This window comes from Pseudohaemophilus parahaemolyticus (assembly GCF_938021905.1).
In the GTDB taxonomy this organism is placed as follows: Bacteria; Pseudomonadota; Gammaproteobacteria; order Enterobacterales; family Pasteurellaceae; genus Haemophilus_A; species Haemophilus_A parahaemolyticus_B.
The window spans coordinates 1-18,348 of the sequence record NZ_CALIFA010000058.1 but is presented as its reverse complement, the minus strand read 5'-3'; the positions used below and the strand labels follow the sequence as shown (position 1 = coordinate 18,348).

The following is an 18,348-nucleotide window of genomic DNA, read 5'->3' as shown; positions in this document are numbered from 1 at the left end:
TCAAATTCAACCGCATAAAGTGAGAAATTAAAAACTAAATTTAAATGCAGTTTAAATTGATTTTAAGCATAGTTCACAAAATTAATTTACCTATCTTGACATTACTTTATAATTCTTTTTATTATCAAGGTATTGTGCAAATTCATAGAAAGGATTTGCTAGGGTTATTTATTTTTAAAAACCTTTAAGCTACTTCACAATTTTCAAGTGGCTCCGAGCTCTCTTTTTGTTCCTTCAATGACATATCTGCTAGAACTTCAGCCGATGAAAGTAACATCGCCTGCCTATCCTTATTACATTGTCGAAACCAACGCACAAGCCGTTTTTCAGCTTGGTCTAGCGTATCAGGTAGGCTATCCAATGTAGGCTCTTCTAATTCCTTTACCTTTGCCTCGAGCGAGCTAATTGCCGCCATAATGCGGTCTATCTCTTTCAACCGCTCACCAACACGCGCTGCTGGCAAAGGTTCTTTTTTGGCTTCGTTTGGCTTAAATCCTAACGCCTGTTGTACAGCTGGTGGCAAAGATGAATAGTGATATTCAAATCCTCCACCCTTTATGCCTTTAGCTTCTCGTTTTATCCAGCCTTCTTGTTTGGCTTTTCTTGTTACATTTGAAGGAAATGGAGATAGATCTCCCAAACCCGCCAAATCCCTCGGTAAATACCATTCTTTTTTTGATTTCATAATTCACCTTATTAAATCAAAATTTGATTTAAAAAATTAATTAAAACAATCTTTATAAATCAAACACTTAAATGAATCTTGTGAGAAACCATTAGAAATTTATCGTATCAATTATTGACTTGATAATGATCTGATAATATAGTACGATATAGTTAAATGATTTACATTGTCGAAGTAGTTTTAAAAACTAATTTTTAAGGATCTCACAGAATGAGTAGAAATAAAAGATCTCAAGACATGAGTAATCACGAAATTCGTGGTGAGTTAATGAAAAAAGGTAAGTCTTTATCTCAGCTAGGAGTTGAAAATGGTTTGGCAAAAACAACTGTTCGTAATGCTTTAGATAAACCATATCCAAAAGGAGAAAGAATTATTGCAGAAGCATTAGGTATGAAACCTTGGGATATCTGGCCTAGTAGATACTTAAATCAAGACTAAGGTGGCTGATATGAAAAATTGGGTTACAGCTAAAGAAATTGCTGGAATAGGTGGATTATCAAAACATCCGACCAATGTAAATAGATTAGCTAGAAAAGAAAAATGGATATTCCGAGAAATTCAAGGTGTACAAGGAGGTGGATACGAATACTCCTTCTCCTCTCTTCCTCTAGAAGTTCAAACAGAATATTTACTCAAGCACAGTGAAGAGCTGAAAGTTAATAAAGAAAATAACGACTCAAATCAGCAAACCATGATTGAAAGCGCATGGAACGTCCTCGCTTCAGCCACCTTTGAGCAAGAAAAACGCGCAGAACGTCGTTTCCAAGCGGTAGTTAAAGTGGCTCGATTAGTGGAAAACAAAATCCCACTAATGAAAGCTTTTGAGCAAGTGGTAGCACTTTATGCAACTGACAGCAATGATGAAACTATCAGCAAAGGTAGTTTAAAACGCTGGTGGTACAAAGTAAAAACACACCCACAAGGCATTTGGCTACCTCTTCTGCTCGACCGAACAGAAAGAGATAACAGCTGTCGTTGGGCAGATATTTCAGACAAAGCATGGGCATTCTTTTGCGCAGACTACCTACGCAAAAGCAAACCAAAATTTAGTGTGTGTTATTACCGTTTAACCTTGGCTGCTGAAGAAAACGACTGGACAATCCCGAGCCTAAGTAGCTTGAAACGTAAATTTTATAACGAATTTACCGAAGCAGAAATCGCATTAGCACGTGGTGGTGAACACGAATTACGTGAACTGACCGCCCCACAAATTCGCACTGTCATGGATTTGGAAGCTTATGAAATCGTCAATGGTGATGGTTATCAACATAACGTGTTTGTAGATTGGTATGAAGATGGACGCCCACCTATCCGTCCTAAAACATGGTTTTGGCAAGATGTGCGTACTCGCCGCATTTTAAGCTACTGCGTAGATGACAGTGAAAACGGTGATCAAATCCGCCAAGCCACCCTAAGAATGATTAAGCAGTACGGCATTCCTAAAACCATTTTAATGGATAACACCCGAGCTGCTTCCGACAAGCAAACCACACAACAACGCAAGCGAGGCAAGCGTCAAACTGCAGGCATAAAAATTGACGGTATGTTTGATCGTTTGGGCATCAAAGTTATCCGCACTTTAGTGTTTAAAGGGCGAGGTAATGGGCGTGCTAAGCCTATTGAGCGAGCGTTCAAACGAGACAGCCTTCCTGCCTATGTAGATGGTGATGCACGCTTAGAAGCTTTTTTTACAGGCTGGTCAGTGACTGAAAAAACCGAAGATTATCAGTTTAAAAAAGGCGTGAATAAAGCCTTGTTTTTAGAAATATTAGAACAAGGCGTACGTCTTTGGAACGACAAAGCAGGAAGAGAAACAGAGTTAGGGCAAGGTATATTTAGTGCAGATCAATTATGGGCGCGTGACTATGCGCAAACTCGCCAAACTTTTGCTACAGAGGAACAACTGAGACAGTTAATGATGTTAGGCGAAAGCACTAAAGTGGACAAACACGGACGCTTTACTCTCAAAGCGGGTTATGTCCTCAACAATCAAAAGAACGTTTACGAAGCCCAAGCCCTTATTGGAGGCAACGTTGGTAGTGTGATTGTGCGTTATGACCCTGATGATTTGCACGGCACCGTTCATATTTATGACCAAAACGGTGTGTATTTATGTAATGGCGAGTGTGTAGAAAAAATTGCCTTCAATAGTGAAGAAGGCGCAAGAGTACAAAAACGCCTCATTAACGAACAACGCCGTATTACTAAGAAAATGGTGGATAACCACGAGAAACTTAGTGAACACGAAATGGCACAGTATCGCAAACAGTTTGAACAATCTGCAGCCGATTTTGTGGAGCCAGCCGAAAAACAAGCCTTTAGTTGGACACAGTTTGCGGACGGTAACACTGTTAAAACTATCAAACTTGACCACGAGTTAGAAACTGAAACGGAAGAACAAAACACCTTAAGTTTTGAACAGGATCTATTTAACGGATTAAAGCAAGTACAGAAATAACCGCCGAAATTTAGAAGGAAACCATTATGACACTAACCCAACAAATTCAGCAAATTTTAGAGAGAAAAAATATCACTCAACGTGAGCTTTCTCAACAAATAGGAATGTCAGCAGGGGCGTTAAGTGCTTATCTTAAAGGCACTTATGCAGGGAATATTGAGAATATTGAAAATGCCTTAGAAAACTGGTTAAAAAATCAAGATAAAAAGATCCGTTCTTTTATTGAGGCACCTGAATTTATCCAAACACCTACAGCAGAACGTATTTTTAATGCCTTAGAAATGGCACGATTTGCAACCACCATTGTGCCAATTTATGGAGCAAGTGGTGTCGGTAAAACCAAAGCTTGCCAAGAGTTTAAAAAGCAAAACCAGAATGTTTGGATGATTACCATCAGTCCAAGCCGAGCTTCTCTCAATGCTTTTTTATATGAACTTGCCTTAGAACTCGGGTTTAAAGATGCTCCACGCCGAAAAGACCGCCTAAGTCGAATGATTGTGGAAAAACTGACTGGAACACGGGGCATTGTGATTGTAGATGAAAGTGCTCACCTCACTTATGACGCTATTGAAGAATTGCGTTATATACAAGAAAAAGCTGAAGTTGGTTTTGCTCTAATTGGCAACGACCGAGTATATACCCGCATGCAAGGGGGAATTAATCCAGCCCACGAACACGCAAGACTTTGGAACAGATTGGGCAATCGTTGTGCCATTAAAGCCAGTGAAAAAGAAGATATTCAATCCGTGGCAGCAGCATGGCAACTGGATACAAAAGATAAAGAGCTAATGAAAGCTCTGTATGATATCGGTACAAAAGCTGGCGGGCTTAGAGCTTTGACACAATATTTACGCCTTGCAGGGATTGCTGCCAAAGGGCAAGGCGTAGCTATTAATTTAGATCTGATTTTACAAGCCAAAATGCATATGCAAGGAGCCATCTAATGAAAAAGTATTTATTAATGATTGTTCTACTTCTCAGTGCTTGTACAGATGTAGAAACCTGCAATTTGCAATGCCAAAAAGAACGTGCAAATGCAGAGTGGAAACAAGAACACGGCGAATTTCAACCCAACCTCACCCCCGAGCAAGAACGCTATATCGTGGAATGGTTGGTAGAACATTACCCAAATGGAACTCAACCTTAATTATAACAGGAGATAAAAACAATGGCTAAGAAAGCAACCCGCATTAAAACCGACACCTTTGCAGTGCGTTATCAAACGCGCGATGAAGTGGAGGTGGCGATTAAAGAGATCGGCGATTTAAACCGCGAATTAGAACGCCTAGCGATTGAACAAAACGACAAATTAGCGGCTATTACCGAAGAATACGCGCCTTTGATGAACGCAATCAAAGAAAAACTCGCACCAAAACAAGATGCGGTGCAAGCATGGTGTGAGAGCCGACGTGATGAACTCACTCAAAACGGCAAAACTAAAACAGGTTCATTTAATACAGGCGAAGTGCAATGGAGACAGCGTCCGCCAAGTGTGGGGATTCGCGGAGCGGAATCAGTGCTTGAAAGTTTGCGCACCCTAGGGCTTGTTCGATTCATTCGCACGAAAGAAGAAGTGAACAAAGAAGCCATGTTAAATGAGCCGGAATTAGCGGCAACGGTGGCGGGCGTCACGATTAAAACAGGCGTGGAAGATTTTGTGATTACACCGTTTGAGCAAGACATCTAAAACCTATTTAAACGCTCTTTAAATCTCCCCTAGTCCCTCTTTACAAAAGATGGGGATGGGATGAAGGGCGTTCATAATAGGCTTTAAACCAATAGGAGAACCTTATGAACAAAAACATCAACAAGTTTGATCACTTTAAATATTACAGTGAACAAGCGGCAAACAGCGAACGCAGAGGCGAACTGCAAGACGCCAAAGCGCAATGGGCGATTGCGGAACTTAACGCACCTAACGCACGCAATCAAGAGTGGTGCAAACACCGCGCCGCGTTTTGTGACCGAGTATTAAGAAAACCGTTTTAAGGGGGGGATTATGGCGAAATATGTAGCGCGTTTTTATTGCTTAGTTGAGGCTGTTGTGGAAGCTGAAAGCAATGAGCAAGTGTTGGAATTGTGTGATTTGAATGTGTGTGATGTGAATAAACTACCGCATACGATTACGGAAATTGATGATGTGGTTGAGGTGGAGGAAGTATGACAATGCAAGCTATGACATCTTATGAAGTCAAAATCCGCATTCTTGATGAAGTGGTTGCAACATTAGAGATGTTAGAAAACGCCAAAGAATTACTCATCAATGACGATTTTTCACAGGCTTCACGTTTATTTCGTCGAGGGGCTAGTGAGTTGAGTTTAAATGAAAGACGGTTGCGATACTTAATGCAAAACAAGTAAAGCCCATTTACAGCCCATTTAAACCCATTTGGAATGGGCTGAATAATGTGTTTTAACAATCAACCAACAAAGGAGCAAATTATGCGTAACACAGATTTTATCACCTTGAAGCAATGCGAAATTTACAGTGCACATTTTCCTACCGATGATGTGATTTCACGTGTTGAAAATATGCGTGGGCATTCCGACAAATATTTTTTACGTTGGGAAACGGTCACTAATCCAATTAACGGCAAAAAAGTAACGAAATTGGGTAATGGCAACCTGTTTTTCTCCGTGCATTTTGAGTGGCTTAATCTTTCCAAAGCCTTGCTAGAGCATCAAATTTGGCAGCTTAAAAAACGCGGAGAAAACGAACTTGGCAATGTAGTGGGAAAGAGTGAAAAAGAGATTGTCTCAAAAGCTAAAGAAACATTATTGGAACAAGATTTGCCGTATTCATCAGAAATCGTGAATTTCTTCTACTGTGCCGAAACGCACCACTTAATTACCAATAGTCGCTCACCACGTGCGCGCATTGCGATTAGCAATATTGTGACGAATATGAGCGTAGTGGAATTTAGAACCTTTGTGGTATCAGAAGAAAAACTCGGTTTAACGGCAAAATTAACCGCACTTTTAACAGAAAACAAGCCTATGTTTAATCACTTACATTTTGCTAACCGCACGACACTTTATCTTGCACAAGGAGAATTTAACGAAACACGTACCTATTTAGATTGTGCCATTCGTAGTGACGACTCGGCAAGTAAAGAACGCGTGATTGAAGCCTTAAAAAATGGCTATCGCGTGCAATCAATCAAACTGTTCAGCTGGAATGAAGAAGGTAAAGATGACATAAGTTTTACACTGACATCTAGCTTAAAAATCAACAAAATCAAGTTTTCTGGTTTTGAGAGAATGAAAAGCACCGTCAGCACCAATAGTTTCGGCAAACACGCAGCAGAATTTGAATCCTATATAGCCCGTCAGTTTGTGGCATTGGACAAGATTGTGAAAGGCATTTTGCTTGGTTTTGTTGAAGGCACAAAACTCGAAGAAAACATTTAAAACCCATTTACAGTCCATTAAATCTCCCCTAGCCCCTCTTTACAAAAGAAGAGGTAAGTTAGATGAAATGGGCTGAATAGTGTGTTTTAACATAAACGAGAAAACATCATGCGATACACTAAAGCAAAATATATTCAACTTATCCATATTGCCAAGCACAAGCTGTCAATTGATGAATCAACTTATCGTTCTTTATTAATGAATTTGACAGGAAAAAGTACGTGTAAACAGATGAAAGTTACAGAGTTAGATAAAGTGTTAAGTGCACTAGAAACGAAAGGTTTTCAAAATAACGCAGCAAGTTTTCACAAAAAAACTCATACTTCAAACTATCACAGTCCAAGTTCAGGAAAAGCCGTAGTCAAACACGATATTGCTTTAAAAATTCGAGCTGTTTGGATTGATATGTCAAAACAAGGCTTTTTACGCGATGGTTCGGAAGAAGCATTAAATCAATTTGTGCGTAATGTGATCAATCCCATATTAAAGCCTGAAAAACTAATGGTGTTGGGTGTAGCTGCATTAGATTACAGACAAGGAACGATTGTATTAGAACGCTTGAAAAAGTGGCGTGAGCGAGAAATAAATAGGAGCTAAATGATGAGTACAAATGCAGATATTTTTGATGAAAAAGCACCTGAAATCTTAGCTGATTTAGCTAAACATATTGAAACTCAATTATTAACGAAAGTAAAAAGCAACGAGTTCAACTCAGAATTAGCCAAACAAATCGGTATTGAAGTCGCAAGCCATATCGCTCAAAGCTGGGGCGGTGAAGTTATTTATATACCACGTAATCTCGTCTTATTGCTTAGTGAGCGCGACCGCAAAATTTTTAATGAATTTAACGGCTCAAATCACCGAGAACTTGCACGAAAATACAACGTTTCTATGCAATGGATTTATCAAATCGTGAAGAAAGTCACGAAAGAAGAAATTGCAAGACGGCAGTTTGATATGTTTAGTGAAAAATAACCTAAAAAATCACCATTAAGTAGTTTTTTAGGTGTAGAATGCGAGAATTTAAACATAAAAGGAGATTATTAAAATGAAAAAATGGCTTGTTATTACGTTAATGATGTTAGGAATCACAGCATGTGGAGAACCTGAAGATCCTAATGCACCAACTCAAGCAGAAAAAGATACCCTAACACTTGCTTTCATCAATAAGATAAAAAAAGACTCTAGTGGTGCAGTTGAGTGTAAAACCAAACAAGTAAATAATCGTTATTATGTTGGATGTGCTTTGATTTCTCTAGATGGTCGTGGTAATACATACATATTCCTTTACAATAAAGACAAAGACCCTGTAAAACGCTTTTATGCTCTTAATGGTACGGCAATGACCATTTATGATAACTATTTCAAGAATGAATCTTTATTGGGAAGTTATAAAGATACTTTTGGCTTACCAATGGAAAAGGATATTGACTTAAGTTTGATTCAAAAATCATTTGAAGAGAAATAGTTTCTTTAAACCACTTTAAAATCAATTTAAACCCCATTTTACTATACTCCAGTTATTAAGAATGACTTGATAATTGGAGTTTTTTTATGGCTATTAATCACATTGTTATCCACTGCTCTGCCACAACCAACGGCAAACCTCTCCGAACAAGCTCACAAAGTGCCGCCGAACGCATCGACGAATGGCATCAAAAACGGGGATTTAAACGCAATCCTACTTATATCAAACGTTTTAACCCGCACCTAAAGCACGTGGTCTACCACTTCATTATTGATACTAACGGCACGGTTGAGACAGGACGTGAAGTGGGGGAAACAGGTGCACACGTTAAAGGTCACAATCAAAATTCTATTGGCATTTGTCTTGTGGGAGGCATCACTGGTATGGGTAAAAATCACGGTGAATATACTCGCAAACAATGGCAAGCCTTGCACAAACTCTTACGCAAGCTAGAAAGCCGATTTCCCAGCTCTCGTATTTGTGGACATCGTGATTTAAGTCCAGATTTAAACGGCGACGGCACCATCACCCCTAACGAATGGCTGAAAGATTGTCCTTGTTTTGATGTTTGGGAATGGCTCGACAGTGAGCAAGTGATTAATGATGAACACTTATTTGAATAAGGAGCATTATGAGTGCATCAATAAAAGTTAAAGTAAGTCGGTCATTAAAAGGTAAATCCTTTCAAAAACTCAGTAATAACGCTAAGCAAAATCAACGATTAAACAGTGGAGTCACAGCCGCTAATGCATTTTATCTGTTATGGGGATATTGATAATGAAAAGAGAAATTCGAGGAATAACATTTTTTTCTTTAGTGTGGGAAATCATGATTTTTGGTGGTTTTATTAAGGAGCCAAAAAATGAAAAAACTGAATGAACTTATTACTAACACAGATGGACGTTTATCAACAACAGGCACAATTCAATTTGGAGGTGCGTTATTGATGGCAATTATTCTAGCGATTTGTGTGTATTTAGACAGATCTTATGTACCAGAGCTATTCATGACATTTGCAATCTTTTGTGGCGGAGGCGTCGCAACAAAAGGCTTTGCAAACGCGATGGAAAGACGACAGGGAGGACGTGAATGAACTTACAAGTGATTGTTGTCTGCACAACATTTTTTATTTTGTTATGTGGTTATGTTTTCTTCAGGTTAAAGCAAGCACAGCGACGAGTTGAAAAGCTGATAGAAGAAAATGCACAACTGCAAACAGAAAAAGCTGTAGCCCAAACACAGATTAAACATCATCAAGTGAGACAAAAAAATGAAGAAAACATTGTTAGCACTAGCCGTGAGCGGATTATTGACAGATTGCACAACCAAAACGATCTCCGTGATTAACCCGAGTTGTAGTGGTTTTAGATTGATTAAGGCAAGCCGTCAAGACTCAACGGAAACCTTACGACAGATACTGGTACATAATCAAACTTATAGGGAAATTTGCCCAATTCAGGGAGAGAAAAAATGACAATCAATGTGGAGTTTTGGCATTTAGTTGGATTACTGATCTCATTTTTAGGGTGCTGTTTTGGGTTTGCGAAGATGCTGGTTGCACAGTTTCAAAATTCACTGAGCGAGCGACATCATAATCAAATGAAAGTGAATGACAAAGTTGAGGACATTGAAAAACAGTTAAATCAGATGCAATCAGCATTACCACTTAACTACGTGCTACGTGATGATTACATCCGAGGACAAGCTATTCTTGAAGCCAAAATGGATGCACTACACAAGACATTAAGCGATTTATACAAAATGGAGAGTACAAGATGATGGAAAAAGCACGACGAGAAGGTATGCGTTGGCAATTATTGAATGTGCTACATAAAGCAATGCCGTATACAACGAGTGAGCAATTTTTACTTGACGTCATTCGTGGTATTTACCCAAACGTAACCGCATTAGAGATTCGCCAACAATTGGAATATTTACAAGACAGAAAGCTCATCAGCATTGATAAGCAACCGCACGGTGTATGGTTTGCCGATATTCATCGCTTAGGTGTGGATATTGTGGAATACACCATTGATTGTCAGGCTGGTATTGCCCGTCCTGAAAAATATTGGGCATAAGGGGGATATATGGCTCCACGTTCTTCTATTGAACAACTGCCAGAAGACGTCCGCCGTTGGCTGGAAAGAGCGTTAACGGAAAATGGCTTTGCAGGTTATGTAGAACTGGAAAAGCTATTGAAAGACAAAGGCTATTCAATCAGTAAGTCGGCGATTCATCGTTATGGTCAGAAAATTGAGGGTCGTTTGAAAGCGATTAAAGAAAGTGCAGAAATTGCCAAATTGATCACTGAATCTGTTGATGATGATGGCGATAGTCAATCTGATGCGTTAATGAGACTGGTTCAGACTGATTTGATGAATATCTTAATTGAGTCACGTAATACCGAAGAGTTAAGCGTAAAAGATAAAATTAAGTTATTTGGCAATATCGGTAAAAACATCGCTGCAATGACCTCTGCCAGTGTCAAACTGAAACAATATCAGGCTGAGCATAAAGCTAAACTATTGGCAAAACTTGACGAAATGGCAAAAAACGCCGAGCAAGAAGGCAACGATATGCCAACCCTTGAGCGTGTACGCAAAGGATTATTAGAAACCTATGGGCTTAACAACTAATACCACACCACGAACCGTTCTCTACAACTACCAAAAACGCTGGCTGCAAGATAACAGTCGTTTCAAAGTGGCAATGTTTAGCCGTCAATCTGGCAAAACTTTTACCACTACCCTTGAAATTGTATTGGATTGTATGGCTTGTGAAGCGCGTGGAGAGAAAACCCGCTGGGTGATTTTATCCCGAGGAGAACGCCAAGCCAAAGAAGCCATTAATGAAGGAGTAAAACGTCATTTAGAGGCTGTGGGCATTGCCTGTCAAATTATGGAGGTACCATTTAGTCCGACCATCAATGCTCTTGAAGTGATTTTCCCTAACGGTTCCAAAATTACCGCACTGCCAGCCAATCCTGACACTGCCCGTGGTTTCTCTGCCAATGTGTTTTTAGATGAATTTGCCTTCCATCAAGACAGCCGAGAAATCTGGAAAGCCTTATTCCCCGTCATATCCGCAGATTGGAAATTGCGAGTTGTGAGTACCCCAAACGGCAAAGGGAACAAATTTTATGAACTGATGACCGACCTTAATAATACAGAATGGTCACGTCATACCGTGGATATTTATCAAGCTGTTGCAGACGGCTTACCTCGTAACATTGAACAGCTACGTAAGGGTTTAAATGATGAAGATGCTTGGGCGCAAGAGTTCGAATTGAAATGGCTTGATGAAGCAAGTTCATGGCTCTCTTATGATCTGATTGACGCTGTAGAACATCATCAGGCAGGCATTCCTGAGCTTTACACAGGCAATCCTTGTTTTGTAGGGATGGATATTGCGGTTCGGGGGGATTTAACCGTGATTTGGGTCATTGAATTAGTGGGTGACGTGTACTGGACAAGAGAAGTGATAACGCTCAAACGGGTTGCTTTGAGAGAGCAACTTGCTGAATTAGACCGAGTATTTAATCAATACCACGTCATCACCTGTTATCTCGACCAAACAGGCATGGGCGAAAAAATGGTGGAAGATGCGCAATACAGCCACGGTAAACGCCGAGTACAAGGGGTGTTATTTAATGTCGCCACCAAACTGAATATGGCAACTATTGGTAAAAATGCCTTTGAAGACAGACAAATTCGTATCCCCCAAGGCGACACCGATTTGCGAGAAGATTTACACAAACTCAAAAAGGTGACTGGCTCAAATGGCGTGCCACGCTTTATCGCTGAAAGTGATTCAAAAGGACACGCTGACCGAACTTGGGCGTGCTTTCTTGCCCTCACTGCTGCTAAAGAGGGGGTAATTATGCCAATCAAAGCCCAAAGCCGAAAACCAAGAACAAGCAGAAAAATGACACAAGGATATTAATATGGCGAAGAAATTTGATTTAGTGAAAGAAATAGCGGTGCGTTCTCACGCCATTGATTATTTCAGTATGGGGCAATATCTCCCTAATCCTGACCCCGTTTTAAAGAAAATGGGGCGTGATATTTCTGCTTACCGTGAAGTCTTGTCAGATAGTCACGTGGCAGGTTGTGTCCGACGTCGTAAAGCGGCTATCAAAGGTTTAGAGTGGCGAATCACCCCAACAGGTAATGACAAAACCGACGAAATCCTGAACACACTTTTTGAGCGTCTTCCCCTACCTCAAATTATTACTGAAATGTTAGATGCCGCTTTGTTTGGTTATCAAGTGCTCGAAGTGATGTGGGAAAACCAAAATGGTTTGTGGTTACCAGCAGAAGTCATTGGTAAGCCACAAGAATGGTTTGTCTTTGATGAGCAGAATCAACTGATGTTACGAGATAAAGAGAACCGTAACGGCAAACTTGTTCCTGAGAAAAAGTTTTTGCTGACGACCCAAGAAGCCAATTATACCAATCCTTACGGAAAATCCGATCTCGCTTTGTGCTTTTGGGCTGCAACCTTTAAACGAGGTGGCTTTAAATTTTGGCTAGAATTTACCGAAAAATACGGTTCGCCTTGGTTGGTCGGCAAACATCCTCGCCAAGCACAAACACACGAAATCGAAGATTTGTTAGATAGCCTCGAACAAATGATTGGTACTGCTGTTGCTGCAATCCCTGATGATAGCTCCATTTCAATGCTAGAAAGCGCAAGCAAAGGTGGCTCTTCACAGGTCTTTGATGAATTTTTAAAGTATTGTAAGTCTGAAATTGCCATTGCTTTACTCGGGCAAAATCAAACCACCGAACAAGAAAGCAATCGTGCGTCAGCTACCGCTGGGCTTGAAGTAACAAAAGAAATCCGCAATGAGGATGTTACCCTCGTTGAAAGCGGTTTTAATCAGTTATTGAATTGGATTTGTGAGCTCAATTTTAATATGGAAACCTTGCCTAAATTTGAACTTTACGAACAAGAAAGCATTGATAAAGTTCAAGTAGAACGTGACCAAATTTTATCGCAAATGGGGGTGAAATTTACCGCTCAATATCTTCACCGCACCTATGGTTTTGAAGATGGTGATATTGAATTAACCGTCAATAACACGCCAAAAACCGCAGAGTTTAATGAGCCAACATTGCCATCGAATATCACAGATGGAATCGTTGAACAGTTAGAGGTAGAGGGTGAAACTTATATTGAAGATTGGATGCAAACCATTAAAGATAGATTGAGTCAAGCTGAGAGTTTGGAAGATTTTCGCAACCAGCTTGACAGTCTCATTCCTGAGTTAAATTTTGCTGAATACGGTGAGTTAATGGCTTGGGCAAGTACTACAGCATTTTTAGCAGGTCGCCAATCTGTTGTGGAAGAAAAATAAATGAGCAAGTTTACATTTCAAGAGCAATCTCGTTACTTTGAGAAAAAACTCAATTTAAAAACCAATAGTTATTTAGATGTATTGGGTGAAGAGCACGACTATTTTTTCGTTGTTGCGGGCGCAAATCGTAATGAAGTTATCAACGCATTTCGTGAGGCAGTAGATCAAGCGATTCATCATGGGGAAACATTAGAAAGTTTCCGTCAGCGATTTGATGAGATTGTCGAAAAAACGGGTTGGGATTATAACGGAGGAAGAAATTGGCGAACACGTATTATTTACGATACAAATGTTTATGGTGCATATAACCTAGGGCGTTTACAGCAACATTTAGATTTAGCAGATGTCATGCCCTACTGGGAATATCAACATAATGATAACAGTCACCCCAGACCAGAACACGTTGCCTTGGATGGGACAATTCGTCCAGCGACAGATCCATTTTGGAAATACTATTACCCGATCAAAGCATATGGTTGTCATTGCACAGTCATTGCCCATGATGAGCATGATTTAAAAGCAATGGGGAAACAAGTTAGTCCTCCCGTTGAGATTGAATATGAAGATAAATTAGTCGGTGTTCGTTCAGGCTCTCCGCGTTTAGTAACACTCCCCAAAGGCTATGATGTTGGATTTGCACCTTATAATTTTGATGATTTGAGCTCAAGCAGAAATGTTGAGATTGATAGCATTTTGTTTCAAAAACTTACAACAGCAGAACCTCGCTTTGCCAGTTTATTAATTCAAGATGTGATGAAAAATACGGCAACGGTTGCGTTATTAAATCACTCAATGAAAGAAATGGTAGAAACGGTATCTAATGAAAAAATCGCAAGAGGAAAAATGAAGTACGTAGGGGTTATTCATGACGAAGTGATTGATAAGCTAACTGCAATGGATAAAGCCCCTCAAACTGCTGTGATAGCAGTGCGTGATGAAGATGTATTACACGCCTTGCGTGATACTAAGCAAGCCAAAGGCATTAACCTGCCTATTGAGTTTTGGGAGCAGTTGCCAGAGAAGTTGAGAAATCCTAAGGCAATTTTGTTTCAACCTAAAGAAAGTTTTAATGATAAAAATGCTAAAGATACCTTGCTTTTTATCTATGACACAGATCACGGCAAAGTGGCAGTCAAAATGGATTATGAAGTTAAATTGAGAGATCAGCTTACTAGCAAAAAATTTAAAGCTAATTTAAATGTGGTTAAAACAGCAAGCGTGATTGATGAAGATTTAAAGAAATTACAACAGTTTGAAGTGTTATGGGGAGAGCTTTAAGGGAACGCTAAAATATCGGGTGGGACTCGAACCCACAAACATATCCAAACCAACTTACTTGAACCGTTCCCGTAGTTCTTATAAGTCTTAAGGTTTGACCACTTAGCCACCTTGTTAAAGCCCCTACGATACCTTAGCTTCCGTAACTATACGCCCAACTTATTTTTTAATCAATAGGAGAATAAAATGACTGAACTTGAAGAAAGAAAAAAAGCCCTAGAATTACTACCACAATTCCAAGGCTTAACAATCAACGAAATTATTTCTGTCTTACATTGGCTTCAAGCTTATGTGCAAGATTACCAACGTTTTGACATTAGTAATGAGCTTGTATCTCATCAAGAAGAGATAGAATCTTCTCACGATTCCGTTTAATTTCAATGATAGCTTCACGATAGCAATCACTGGTGGTCCTTGTTCCTTGAGCAAGTTTTTCAGCTTTGATTGCTTTTGCCAAGGTTGCTACTTGAGCAACGAAGATATTTCTTAAAAGGTTGTCTTCGTAATTTGACATAAAATTTCCTTAAATAAAGCGTGGCAACATTACCACGCTTGCATTTTAGAGTGGAATAACGCCATGATCAAAATCACCCTCAACGACACCCAAGCGCTCGCAAAACTGCACAGCATTGCCCAACAACTACAGCACCCACGCAAACTCTACGGCTTATTGGGCGAAACCTTGAAGAAAATTCACGCCGACCGATTTAAAGCTGAAGTTGCGCCCGATGGTAAAAAATGGCAACCCCTTTCCTCTATTACACGGAAAATAAAAGGAAACGATCAGATTCTAAAACAAGGTGGTTATTTATCACAAAAGACAGCATACAATTATGATGATAATCGTCTTGAATTTGGTTCCGATGCAAAATATGCCAGATTGCACCAGTTCGGCGGCGTAATTAGACCGAAGAAAGGCAAGCGGTTAAAATTTGGAAAAGGGAGTAATACCGTTTATGCTAAACAATCTAAAATTCCTGCGCGTCCATGGTTAGGTGTAAATGCTCAAGACGAACAAAAACTTCTGAAAAAAGCCACCGCACTTTTACAACGCCAAATTAACCAAAATTTGAAATAAACCCTAAAAATCAAAATAACGCCACAAATTCGCACTGTGGCGTTTAAATCTAAAAATAATACGATTTATCGTCTCAAAAAATTTAAATCGAATTTAAGCGATTTGAACCGCATTTAAAGCACTTTAAGTTTTTATATAAAACTTAACGCTCTCTTAATAATGTTTTCCTCATCAAATCTTTAAAGCACTTTAAAATTCTTTTCACGTTCCTCTTGGCATAATGTTTCTATAACGGAGGCATTATGAATCTCATTGAAATTTTCAAAGCTGGCACTCGTAAAGATGCTAATGGCAAAGAAGTCACATTGACTATCGAAGACTTACAACAAGCAGTACAAAGTTATAACGTGGAGTTTCACGAGGCTCCCGCTGTTATCGGTCATCCACAACATAATCATCCAGCTTATGCGTGGGTCAAACGCCTAGAGCTTGATGGCGATATTCTCAAGGCAGAGTTTGACCAAATCGACCCTGAATTTGCCGAGATGGTAGATAAAGGACGATTTAAAAAAGTATCTGCTTCGTTTTACCTTGCAAACAGTCAAGCTAATCCTAAACAAGGCTCGCTTTATTTACGTCACGTCGGTTTTTTAGGGGCAATGCCGCCTGCTGTCAAAGGATTGCGTAACCCTGAATTTGCTGAAGATGAAGAAGGTGTGGTGGATTTTTCTGACTGGACAGAAGCCACACTGTGGCGACGTTTGCGTGACAGGTTTATTGGTAAGCACGGACAGGAGGAGGCGGATAAAGTTTTACCCGATTATTTAGTGGGTAGTGTACAAGAAGAAGCCGTACGCAACTCGCTACAACCGCAAAAAGCGGAATCTCCGATTTTTAATGAACCCACTCAACAACAAGGAGAACCTGAAATGAGTGCAGAAGAAAAAGCTGAGCTTGAGCGTCTGAAAGCTGAAAACCAACAGCTAAAAGACGAAAAAGCCCAAGCTGAAGCCCAAAAAGCTGAAGCGCAATTAAATCAAACGAAAGTTGAAAACGCTGATTTTGCAGAAAGTCTAGTTAGCGTAGGGAAACTTGCTCCTGTGTCAAAAGAAAAAGCCATTGAGTTGCTGAACTGTGCTGCTGTGCAATCAGCTGGTGGCGTAGTTGAATTTGGCGAAGGGGAAAACATCCTGACTGCAATTAAAGCATTTTTAGAAGCGCAACCTCAAATTATTCAATTTGGTGAAGTGGCAACGAAAGATAATGCCACAACAACTGAAGATAATACGGTTGAATATGCGGAAGGCACAAGCGCAGAGGCTATTGATATGGACAAGCGTGTACGTGCTTATATGAAAGAACACAATGTGTCTTATGTCACCGCATTCAATGCAATTCATTCATAAATCAAGGGAGAAAATCAAATGTCTGATTTATCAAAACATCGTGTTGTTGACCCTGTATTAACAGAGTTAGCACAGGGTTATTACAATGGGAATATGATTTCTGAAGTGTTATTCCCGATTGCAGAAACACAAAAAGAAGGGGGCAAAATCCCAACTTTTGGGCGCTTAGCATTCCGTTTACAAACCACAAAGCGTGAACTTCGAGCCGCATCAAATCGTTTAACACCTGAAGATATTGGTTCATTGACTGTTGTGTTAGAAGAAAACGACATTGAATATCCAATTGATATTCGTGAAGTGAGCGAAGCGGAAGGCGTTTACCCACTTCGTCAGTACGCAACAGGTGTCACTCAAGATGTGATTGTATTAAATCGTGAAAAAGCCTGTGCGGATTTAGCATTAAACGAAGACAACTATGATGCAAGCAATAAAATCACGTTAAGTGGTACTTCTCAATTTACGGATAAAAACTCTGATCCAATTTCTGTTATTAAAGCAGGTATTCGTGCAATTAAACGTGCGACAGGTCGTAAGCCGAATGTTTGTGCAATTTCTGGTGATGTATGGGAAGTGTTAAGTGAACACCCCAAAGTACTAGAAAAAATCAAATATGTGGCAACGGCAGTATTAACGCCTGAAGATTTTGCAAAGTTAGTCAAAATTGACAAAGTCATCATTGGTGAGGCGGTGTATGAACAAAGTAGTGAATTAAAAGATATTTGGTCAAAAGCTATCGTGCTTGCTTATGTTGCAGCTGCATCAAAAGAGAAAAAACAAAATATCTATGAGCCATCTTATGGTTATACCGTGCGTCGTAAAAATGGCTTATATGTGGATACCTATACTGAAGTTGGGGGCAAAGTTGAAATCGTGCGTACAACAGATATCAATAAGCCATACATTGTTGGTAAAGCTGCTGGTTACTTAATCAAGGGCTGTATTTAAATCTAATTTAAGCCGTATTTAAACGAGTTTTAAGTGCGGTTTACTCACTTTTTTGGGAGAGAAAAATGAATAAAAAAATGTTATATGCCGTCGTTGGCACAATGGCAATTCTTCACAACGGCAAACGTTATGAAAAGGGCGACAAAATCGAATTGACTGCTGAAGAAGCGGAAAACTTATCGCTTTATATTCAGCTAGACCAATCTGAATTGGAAAAGCAAAAAGAAGAACGACGTCTTGCTGAAGAAAAAGCAGAGCAAGAGCGTTTAGCTGCTGAAAAAGCACAAAAAGAAGCTGAAGAAAAGGCAGAAAAAGAACGT

Annotated in this window: 27 protein-coding genes; 26 read left to right on the top strand and 1 reads right to left on the bottom strand. The window is 39.7% G+C overall.

Annotation, left to right across the window (positions count from 1 at the left end; all coding sequences use genetic code 11):
- Positions 1 to 184: 184 nt before the first annotated feature.
- Entirely contained in the window at positions 185 to 685 is a 501-nt protein-coding gene (locus QMF79_RS05550) for a DNA-binding protein (protein WP_005657715.1), read from the bottom strand.
- Between the two features lie 210 nt (positions 686 to 895).
- Here QMF79_RS05550 and QMF79_RS05545 point away from each other — a divergent pair, with 210 nt between their 5' ends.
- The 26 genes from QMF79_RS05545 to QMF79_RS05420 all read left to right on the top strand — a co-directional run.
- Positions 896 to 1,123: a helix-turn-helix domain-containing protein gene (locus QMF79_RS05545; protein WP_005660793.1), complete on the top strand. Its 228-nt coding sequence runs from the start codon at positions 896 to 898 to the stop codon at positions 1,121 to 1,123.
- A 10-nt stretch (positions 1,124 to 1,133) separates the two neighbouring features.
- Positions 1,134 to 3,143: a transposase domain-containing protein gene (locus QMF79_RS05540; RefSeq protein ID WP_005657712.1), complete on the top strand. Its 2,010-nt coding sequence runs from the start codon at positions 1,134 to 1,136 to the stop codon at positions 3,141 to 3,143.
- 26 nt (positions 3,144 to 3,169) lie between these two features.
- Positions 3,170 to 4,087: an AAA family ATPase gene (locus tag QMF79_RS05535; protein ID WP_005660796.1), complete on the top strand. Its 918-nt coding sequence runs from the start codon at positions 3,170 to 3,172 to the stop codon at positions 4,085 to 4,087.
- On the top strand, positions 4,087 to 4,290 hold the full coding sequence (locus QMF79_RS05530) for a hypothetical protein (protein WP_005657708.1): 204 nt from the start codon (positions 4,087 to 4,089) through the stop codon (positions 4,288 to 4,290). The genes QMF79_RS05535 and QMF79_RS05530 overlap by 1 nt, the downstream gene beginning before the upstream one ends.
- Positions 4,291 to 4,311: 21 nt before the next feature.
- Positions 4,312 to 4,830, top strand: coding sequence for a host-nuclease inhibitor Gam family protein (locus QMF79_RS05525; RefSeq protein WP_005660799.1), 519 nt, complete (start codon positions 4,312 to 4,314; stop codon positions 4,828 to 4,830).
- Between the two features lie 104 nt (positions 4,831 to 4,934).
- Positions 4,935 to 5,132: an ANR family transcriptional regulator gene (locus QMF79_RS05520; RefSeq protein ID WP_005660802.1), complete on the top strand. Its 198-nt coding sequence runs from the start codon at positions 4,935 to 4,937 to the stop codon at positions 5,130 to 5,132.
- A gap of 10 nt (positions 5,133 to 5,142) precedes the next feature.
- Positions 5,143 to 5,307 carry a hypothetical protein gene (locus QMF79_RS05515; RefSeq protein WP_006996622.1) on the top strand — a complete coding sequence of 55 codons (165 nt, stop codon included), beginning with the start codon at positions 5,143 to 5,145 and terminating at the stop codon, positions 5,305 to 5,307.
- Positions 5,304 to 5,504: a hypothetical protein gene (locus QMF79_RS05510; RefSeq protein ID WP_005658932.1), complete on the top strand. Its 201-nt coding sequence runs from the start codon at positions 5,304 to 5,306 to the stop codon at positions 5,502 to 5,504. Before QMF79_RS05515 ends, QMF79_RS05510 begins: the two co-directional genes overlap by 4 nt.
- A gap of 81 nt (positions 5,505 to 5,585) precedes the next feature.
- A complete protein-coding gene (locus tag QMF79_RS05505) occupies positions 5,586 to 6,554 on the top strand; it encodes a hypothetical protein (protein ID WP_005658930.1) in 969 nt (322 codons plus the stop codon).
- Between the two features lie 108 nt (positions 6,555 to 6,662).
- A complete protein-coding gene (locus QMF79_RS05500) occupies positions 6,663 to 7,151 on the top strand; it encodes a gp16 family protein (RefSeq protein WP_005658929.1) in 489 nt (162 codons plus the stop codon).
- A gap of 3 nt (positions 7,152 to 7,154) precedes the next feature.
- Positions 7,155 to 7,529 carry a Mor transcription activator family protein gene (locus QMF79_RS05495; RefSeq protein WP_005658927.1) on the top strand — a complete coding sequence of 125 codons (375 nt, stop codon included), beginning with the start codon at positions 7,155 to 7,157 and terminating at the stop codon, positions 7,527 to 7,529.
- A gap of 73 nt (positions 7,530 to 7,602) precedes the next feature.
- Positions 7,603 to 8,022, top strand: a complete 420-nt coding sequence (locus QMF79_RS05490) for a hypothetical protein (protein WP_005658925.1) — start codon at positions 7,603 to 7,605, stop codon at positions 8,020 to 8,022.
- 86 nt (positions 8,023 to 8,108) lie between these two features.
- Positions 8,109 to 8,645, top strand: a complete 537-nt coding sequence (locus QMF79_RS05485) for an N-acetylmuramoyl-L-alanine amidase (RefSeq protein ID WP_281773042.1) — start codon at positions 8,109 to 8,111, stop codon at positions 8,643 to 8,645.
- Between the two features lie 239 nt (positions 8,646 to 8,884).
- Positions 8,885 to 9,115: a DUF2644 domain-containing protein gene (locus tag QMF79_RS05480; RefSeq protein ID WP_005658916.1), complete on the top strand. Its 231-nt coding sequence runs from the start codon at positions 8,885 to 8,887 to the stop codon at positions 9,113 to 9,115.
- The gene (locus tag QMF79_RS05475; protein WP_005658913.1) at positions 9,112 to 9,369 is read left to right on the top strand and encodes a DUF2681 domain-containing protein; all 258 of its coding nucleotides are present in this window, start codon (positions 9,112 to 9,114) and stop codon (positions 9,367 to 9,369) included. Before QMF79_RS05480 ends, QMF79_RS05475 begins: the two co-directional genes overlap by 4 nt.
- Before the next feature lie 123 nt (positions 9,370 to 9,492).
- On the top strand, positions 9,493 to 9,801 hold the full coding sequence (locus tag QMF79_RS05470; protein ID WP_005658911.1) for a hypothetical protein: 309 nt from the start codon (positions 9,493 to 9,495) through the stop codon (positions 9,799 to 9,801).
- The gene (locus tag QMF79_RS05465) at positions 9,798 to 10,100 is read left to right on the top strand and encodes a hypothetical protein (protein ID WP_005658909.1); all 303 of its coding nucleotides are present in this window, start codon (positions 9,798 to 9,800) and stop codon (positions 10,098 to 10,100) included. Before QMF79_RS05470 ends, QMF79_RS05465 begins: the two co-directional genes overlap by 4 nt.
- A 9-nt stretch (positions 10,101 to 10,109) precedes the next feature.
- A complete protein-coding gene (locus tag QMF79_RS05460; RefSeq protein WP_005658907.1) occupies positions 10,110 to 10,658 on the top strand; it encodes a DUF3486 family protein in 549 nt (182 codons plus the stop codon).
- A complete protein-coding gene (locus QMF79_RS05455; protein WP_005658905.1) occupies positions 10,642 to 11,964 on the top strand; it encodes a terminase large subunit domain-containing protein in 1,323 nt (440 codons plus the stop codon). Before QMF79_RS05460 ends, QMF79_RS05455 begins: the two co-directional genes overlap by 17 nt.
- Position 11,965: 1 nt before the next feature.
- Positions 11,966 to 13,381 (top strand): DUF935 domain-containing protein, encoded by a 1,416-nt coding sequence (locus QMF79_RS05450; RefSeq protein WP_005661597.1) that lies wholly within the window; start codon positions 11,966 to 11,968, stop codon positions 13,379 to 13,381.
- Positions 13,382 to 14,659: a phage minor head protein gene (locus QMF79_RS05445; RefSeq protein ID WP_005658901.1), complete on the top strand. Its 1,278-nt coding sequence runs from the start codon at positions 13,382 to 13,384 to the stop codon at positions 14,657 to 14,659.
- Between the two features lie 186 nt (positions 14,660 to 14,845).
- Complete coding sequence (locus QMF79_RS05440; protein ID WP_005658899.1) at positions 14,846 to 15,034, top strand: hypothetical protein; 189 nt, start codon at positions 14,846 to 14,848, stop codon at positions 15,032 to 15,034.
- A 202-nt stretch (positions 15,035 to 15,236) separates the two neighbouring features.
- Complete coding sequence (locus tag QMF79_RS05435; protein WP_005661604.1) at positions 15,237 to 15,737, top strand: phage virion morphogenesis protein; 501 nt, start codon at positions 15,237 to 15,239, stop codon at positions 15,735 to 15,737.
- A 242-nt stretch (positions 15,738 to 15,979) separates the two neighbouring features.
- Positions 15,980 to 17,083, top strand: coding sequence for a hypothetical protein (locus QMF79_RS05430; protein ID WP_005661607.1), 1,104 nt, complete (start codon positions 15,980 to 15,982; stop codon positions 17,081 to 17,083).
- An 18-nt stretch (positions 17,084 to 17,101) separates the two neighbouring features.
- A complete protein-coding gene (locus QMF79_RS05425) occupies positions 17,102 to 18,028 on the top strand; it encodes a hypothetical protein (protein ID WP_005661610.1) in 927 nt (308 codons plus the stop codon).
- 65 nt (positions 18,029 to 18,093) lie between these two features.
- Positions 18,094 to 18,348: hypothetical protein (locus QMF79_RS05420; RefSeq protein ID WP_281773041.1), on the top strand; the 255-nt coding region annotated here is incomplete at its 3' end.

Bases quoted from the DNA above. Each gene is read 5' to 3' on its own strand.
- QMF79_RS05455 (WP_005658905.1), top strand. From the start codon at position 10,642: ATGGGCTTAACAACTAATACCACACCACGAACCGTTCTCTACAACTAC.
- QMF79_RS05510 (WP_005658932.1), top strand. From the start codon at position 5,304: ATGACAATGCAAGCTATGACATCTTATGAAGTCAAAATCCGCATTCTT.
- QMF79_RS05550 (WP_005657715.1), bottom strand. From the start codon at position 685: ATGAAATCAAAAAAAGAATGGTATTTACCGAGGGATTTGGCGGGTTTG.
- QMF79_RS05485 (WP_281773042.1), top strand. From the start codon at position 8,109: ATGGCTATTAATCACATTGTTATCCACTGCTCTGCCACAACCAACGGC.
- QMF79_RS05515 (WP_006996622.1), top strand. From the start codon at position 5,143: ATGGCGAAATATGTAGCGCGTTTTTATTGCTTAGTTGAGGCTGTTGTG.
- QMF79_RS05520 (WP_005660802.1), top strand. From the start codon at position 4,935: ATGAACAAAAACATCAACAAGTTTGATCACTTTAAATATTACAGTGAA.
- QMF79_RS05470 (WP_005658911.1), top strand. From the start codon at position 9,493: ATGACAATCAATGTGGAGTTTTGGCATTTAGTTGGATTACTGATCTCA.
- QMF79_RS05445 (WP_005658901.1), top strand. From the start codon at position 13,382: ATGAGCAAGTTTACATTTCAAGAGCAATCTCGTTACTTTGAGAAAAAA.
- QMF79_RS05460 (WP_005658907.1), top strand. From the start codon at position 10,110: ATGGCTCCACGTTCTTCTATTGAACAACTGCCAGAAGACGTCCGCCGT.
- QMF79_RS05525 (WP_005660799.1), top strand. From the start codon at position 4,312: ATGGCTAAGAAAGCAACCCGCATTAAAACCGACACCTTTGCAGTGCGT.
- QMF79_RS05450 (WP_005661597.1), top strand. From the start codon at position 11,966: ATGGCGAAGAAATTTGATTTAGTGAAAGAAATAGCGGTGCGTTCTCAC.
- QMF79_RS05435 (WP_005661604.1), top strand. From the start codon at position 15,237: ATGATCAAAATCACCCTCAACGACACCCAAGCGCTCGCAAAACTGCAC.
- QMF79_RS05545 (WP_005660793.1), top strand. From the start codon at position 896: ATGAGTAGAAATAAAAGATCTCAAGACATGAGTAATCACGAAATTCGT.
- QMF79_RS05535 (WP_005660796.1), top strand. From the start codon at position 3,170: ATGACACTAACCCAACAAATTCAGCAAATTTTAGAGAGAAAAAATATC.
- QMF79_RS05440 (WP_005658899.1), top strand. From the start codon at position 14,846: ATGACTGAACTTGAAGAAAGAAAAAAAGCCCTAGAATTACTACCACAA.
- QMF79_RS05430 (WP_005661607.1), top strand. From the start codon at position 15,980: ATGAATCTCATTGAAATTTTCAAAGCTGGCACTCGTAAAGATGCTAAT.
- QMF79_RS05495 (WP_005658927.1), top strand. From the start codon at position 7,155: ATGAGTACAAATGCAGATATTTTTGATGAAAAAGCACCTGAAATCTTA.
- QMF79_RS05465 (WP_005658909.1), top strand. From the start codon at position 9,798: ATGATGGAAAAAGCACGACGAGAAGGTATGCGTTGGCAATTATTGAAT.
- QMF79_RS05530 (WP_005657708.1), top strand. From the start codon at position 4,087: ATGAAAAAGTATTTATTAATGATTGTTCTACTTCTCAGTGCTTGTACA.
- QMF79_RS05490 (WP_005658925.1), top strand. From the start codon at position 7,603: ATGAAAAAATGGCTTGTTATTACGTTAATGATGTTAGGAATCACAGCA.
- QMF79_RS05475 (WP_005658913.1), top strand. From the start codon at position 9,112: ATGAACTTACAAGTGATTGTTGTCTGCACAACATTTTTTATTTTGTTA.
- QMF79_RS05540 (WP_005657712.1), top strand. From the start codon at position 1,134: ATGAAAAATTGGGTTACAGCTAAAGAAATTGCTGGAATAGGTGGATTA.
- QMF79_RS05500 (WP_005658929.1), top strand. From the start codon at position 6,663: ATGCGATACACTAAAGCAAAATATATTCAACTTATCCATATTGCCAAG.
- QMF79_RS05480 (WP_005658916.1), top strand. From the start codon at position 8,885: ATGAAAAAACTGAATGAACTTATTACTAACACAGATGGACGTTTATCA.
- QMF79_RS05505 (WP_005658930.1), top strand. From the start codon at position 5,586: ATGCGTAACACAGATTTTATCACCTTGAAGCAATGCGAAATTTACAGT.
- QMF79_RS05425 (WP_005661610.1), top strand. From the start codon at position 17,102: ATGTCTGATTTATCAAAACATCGTGTTGTTGACCCTGTATTAACAGAG.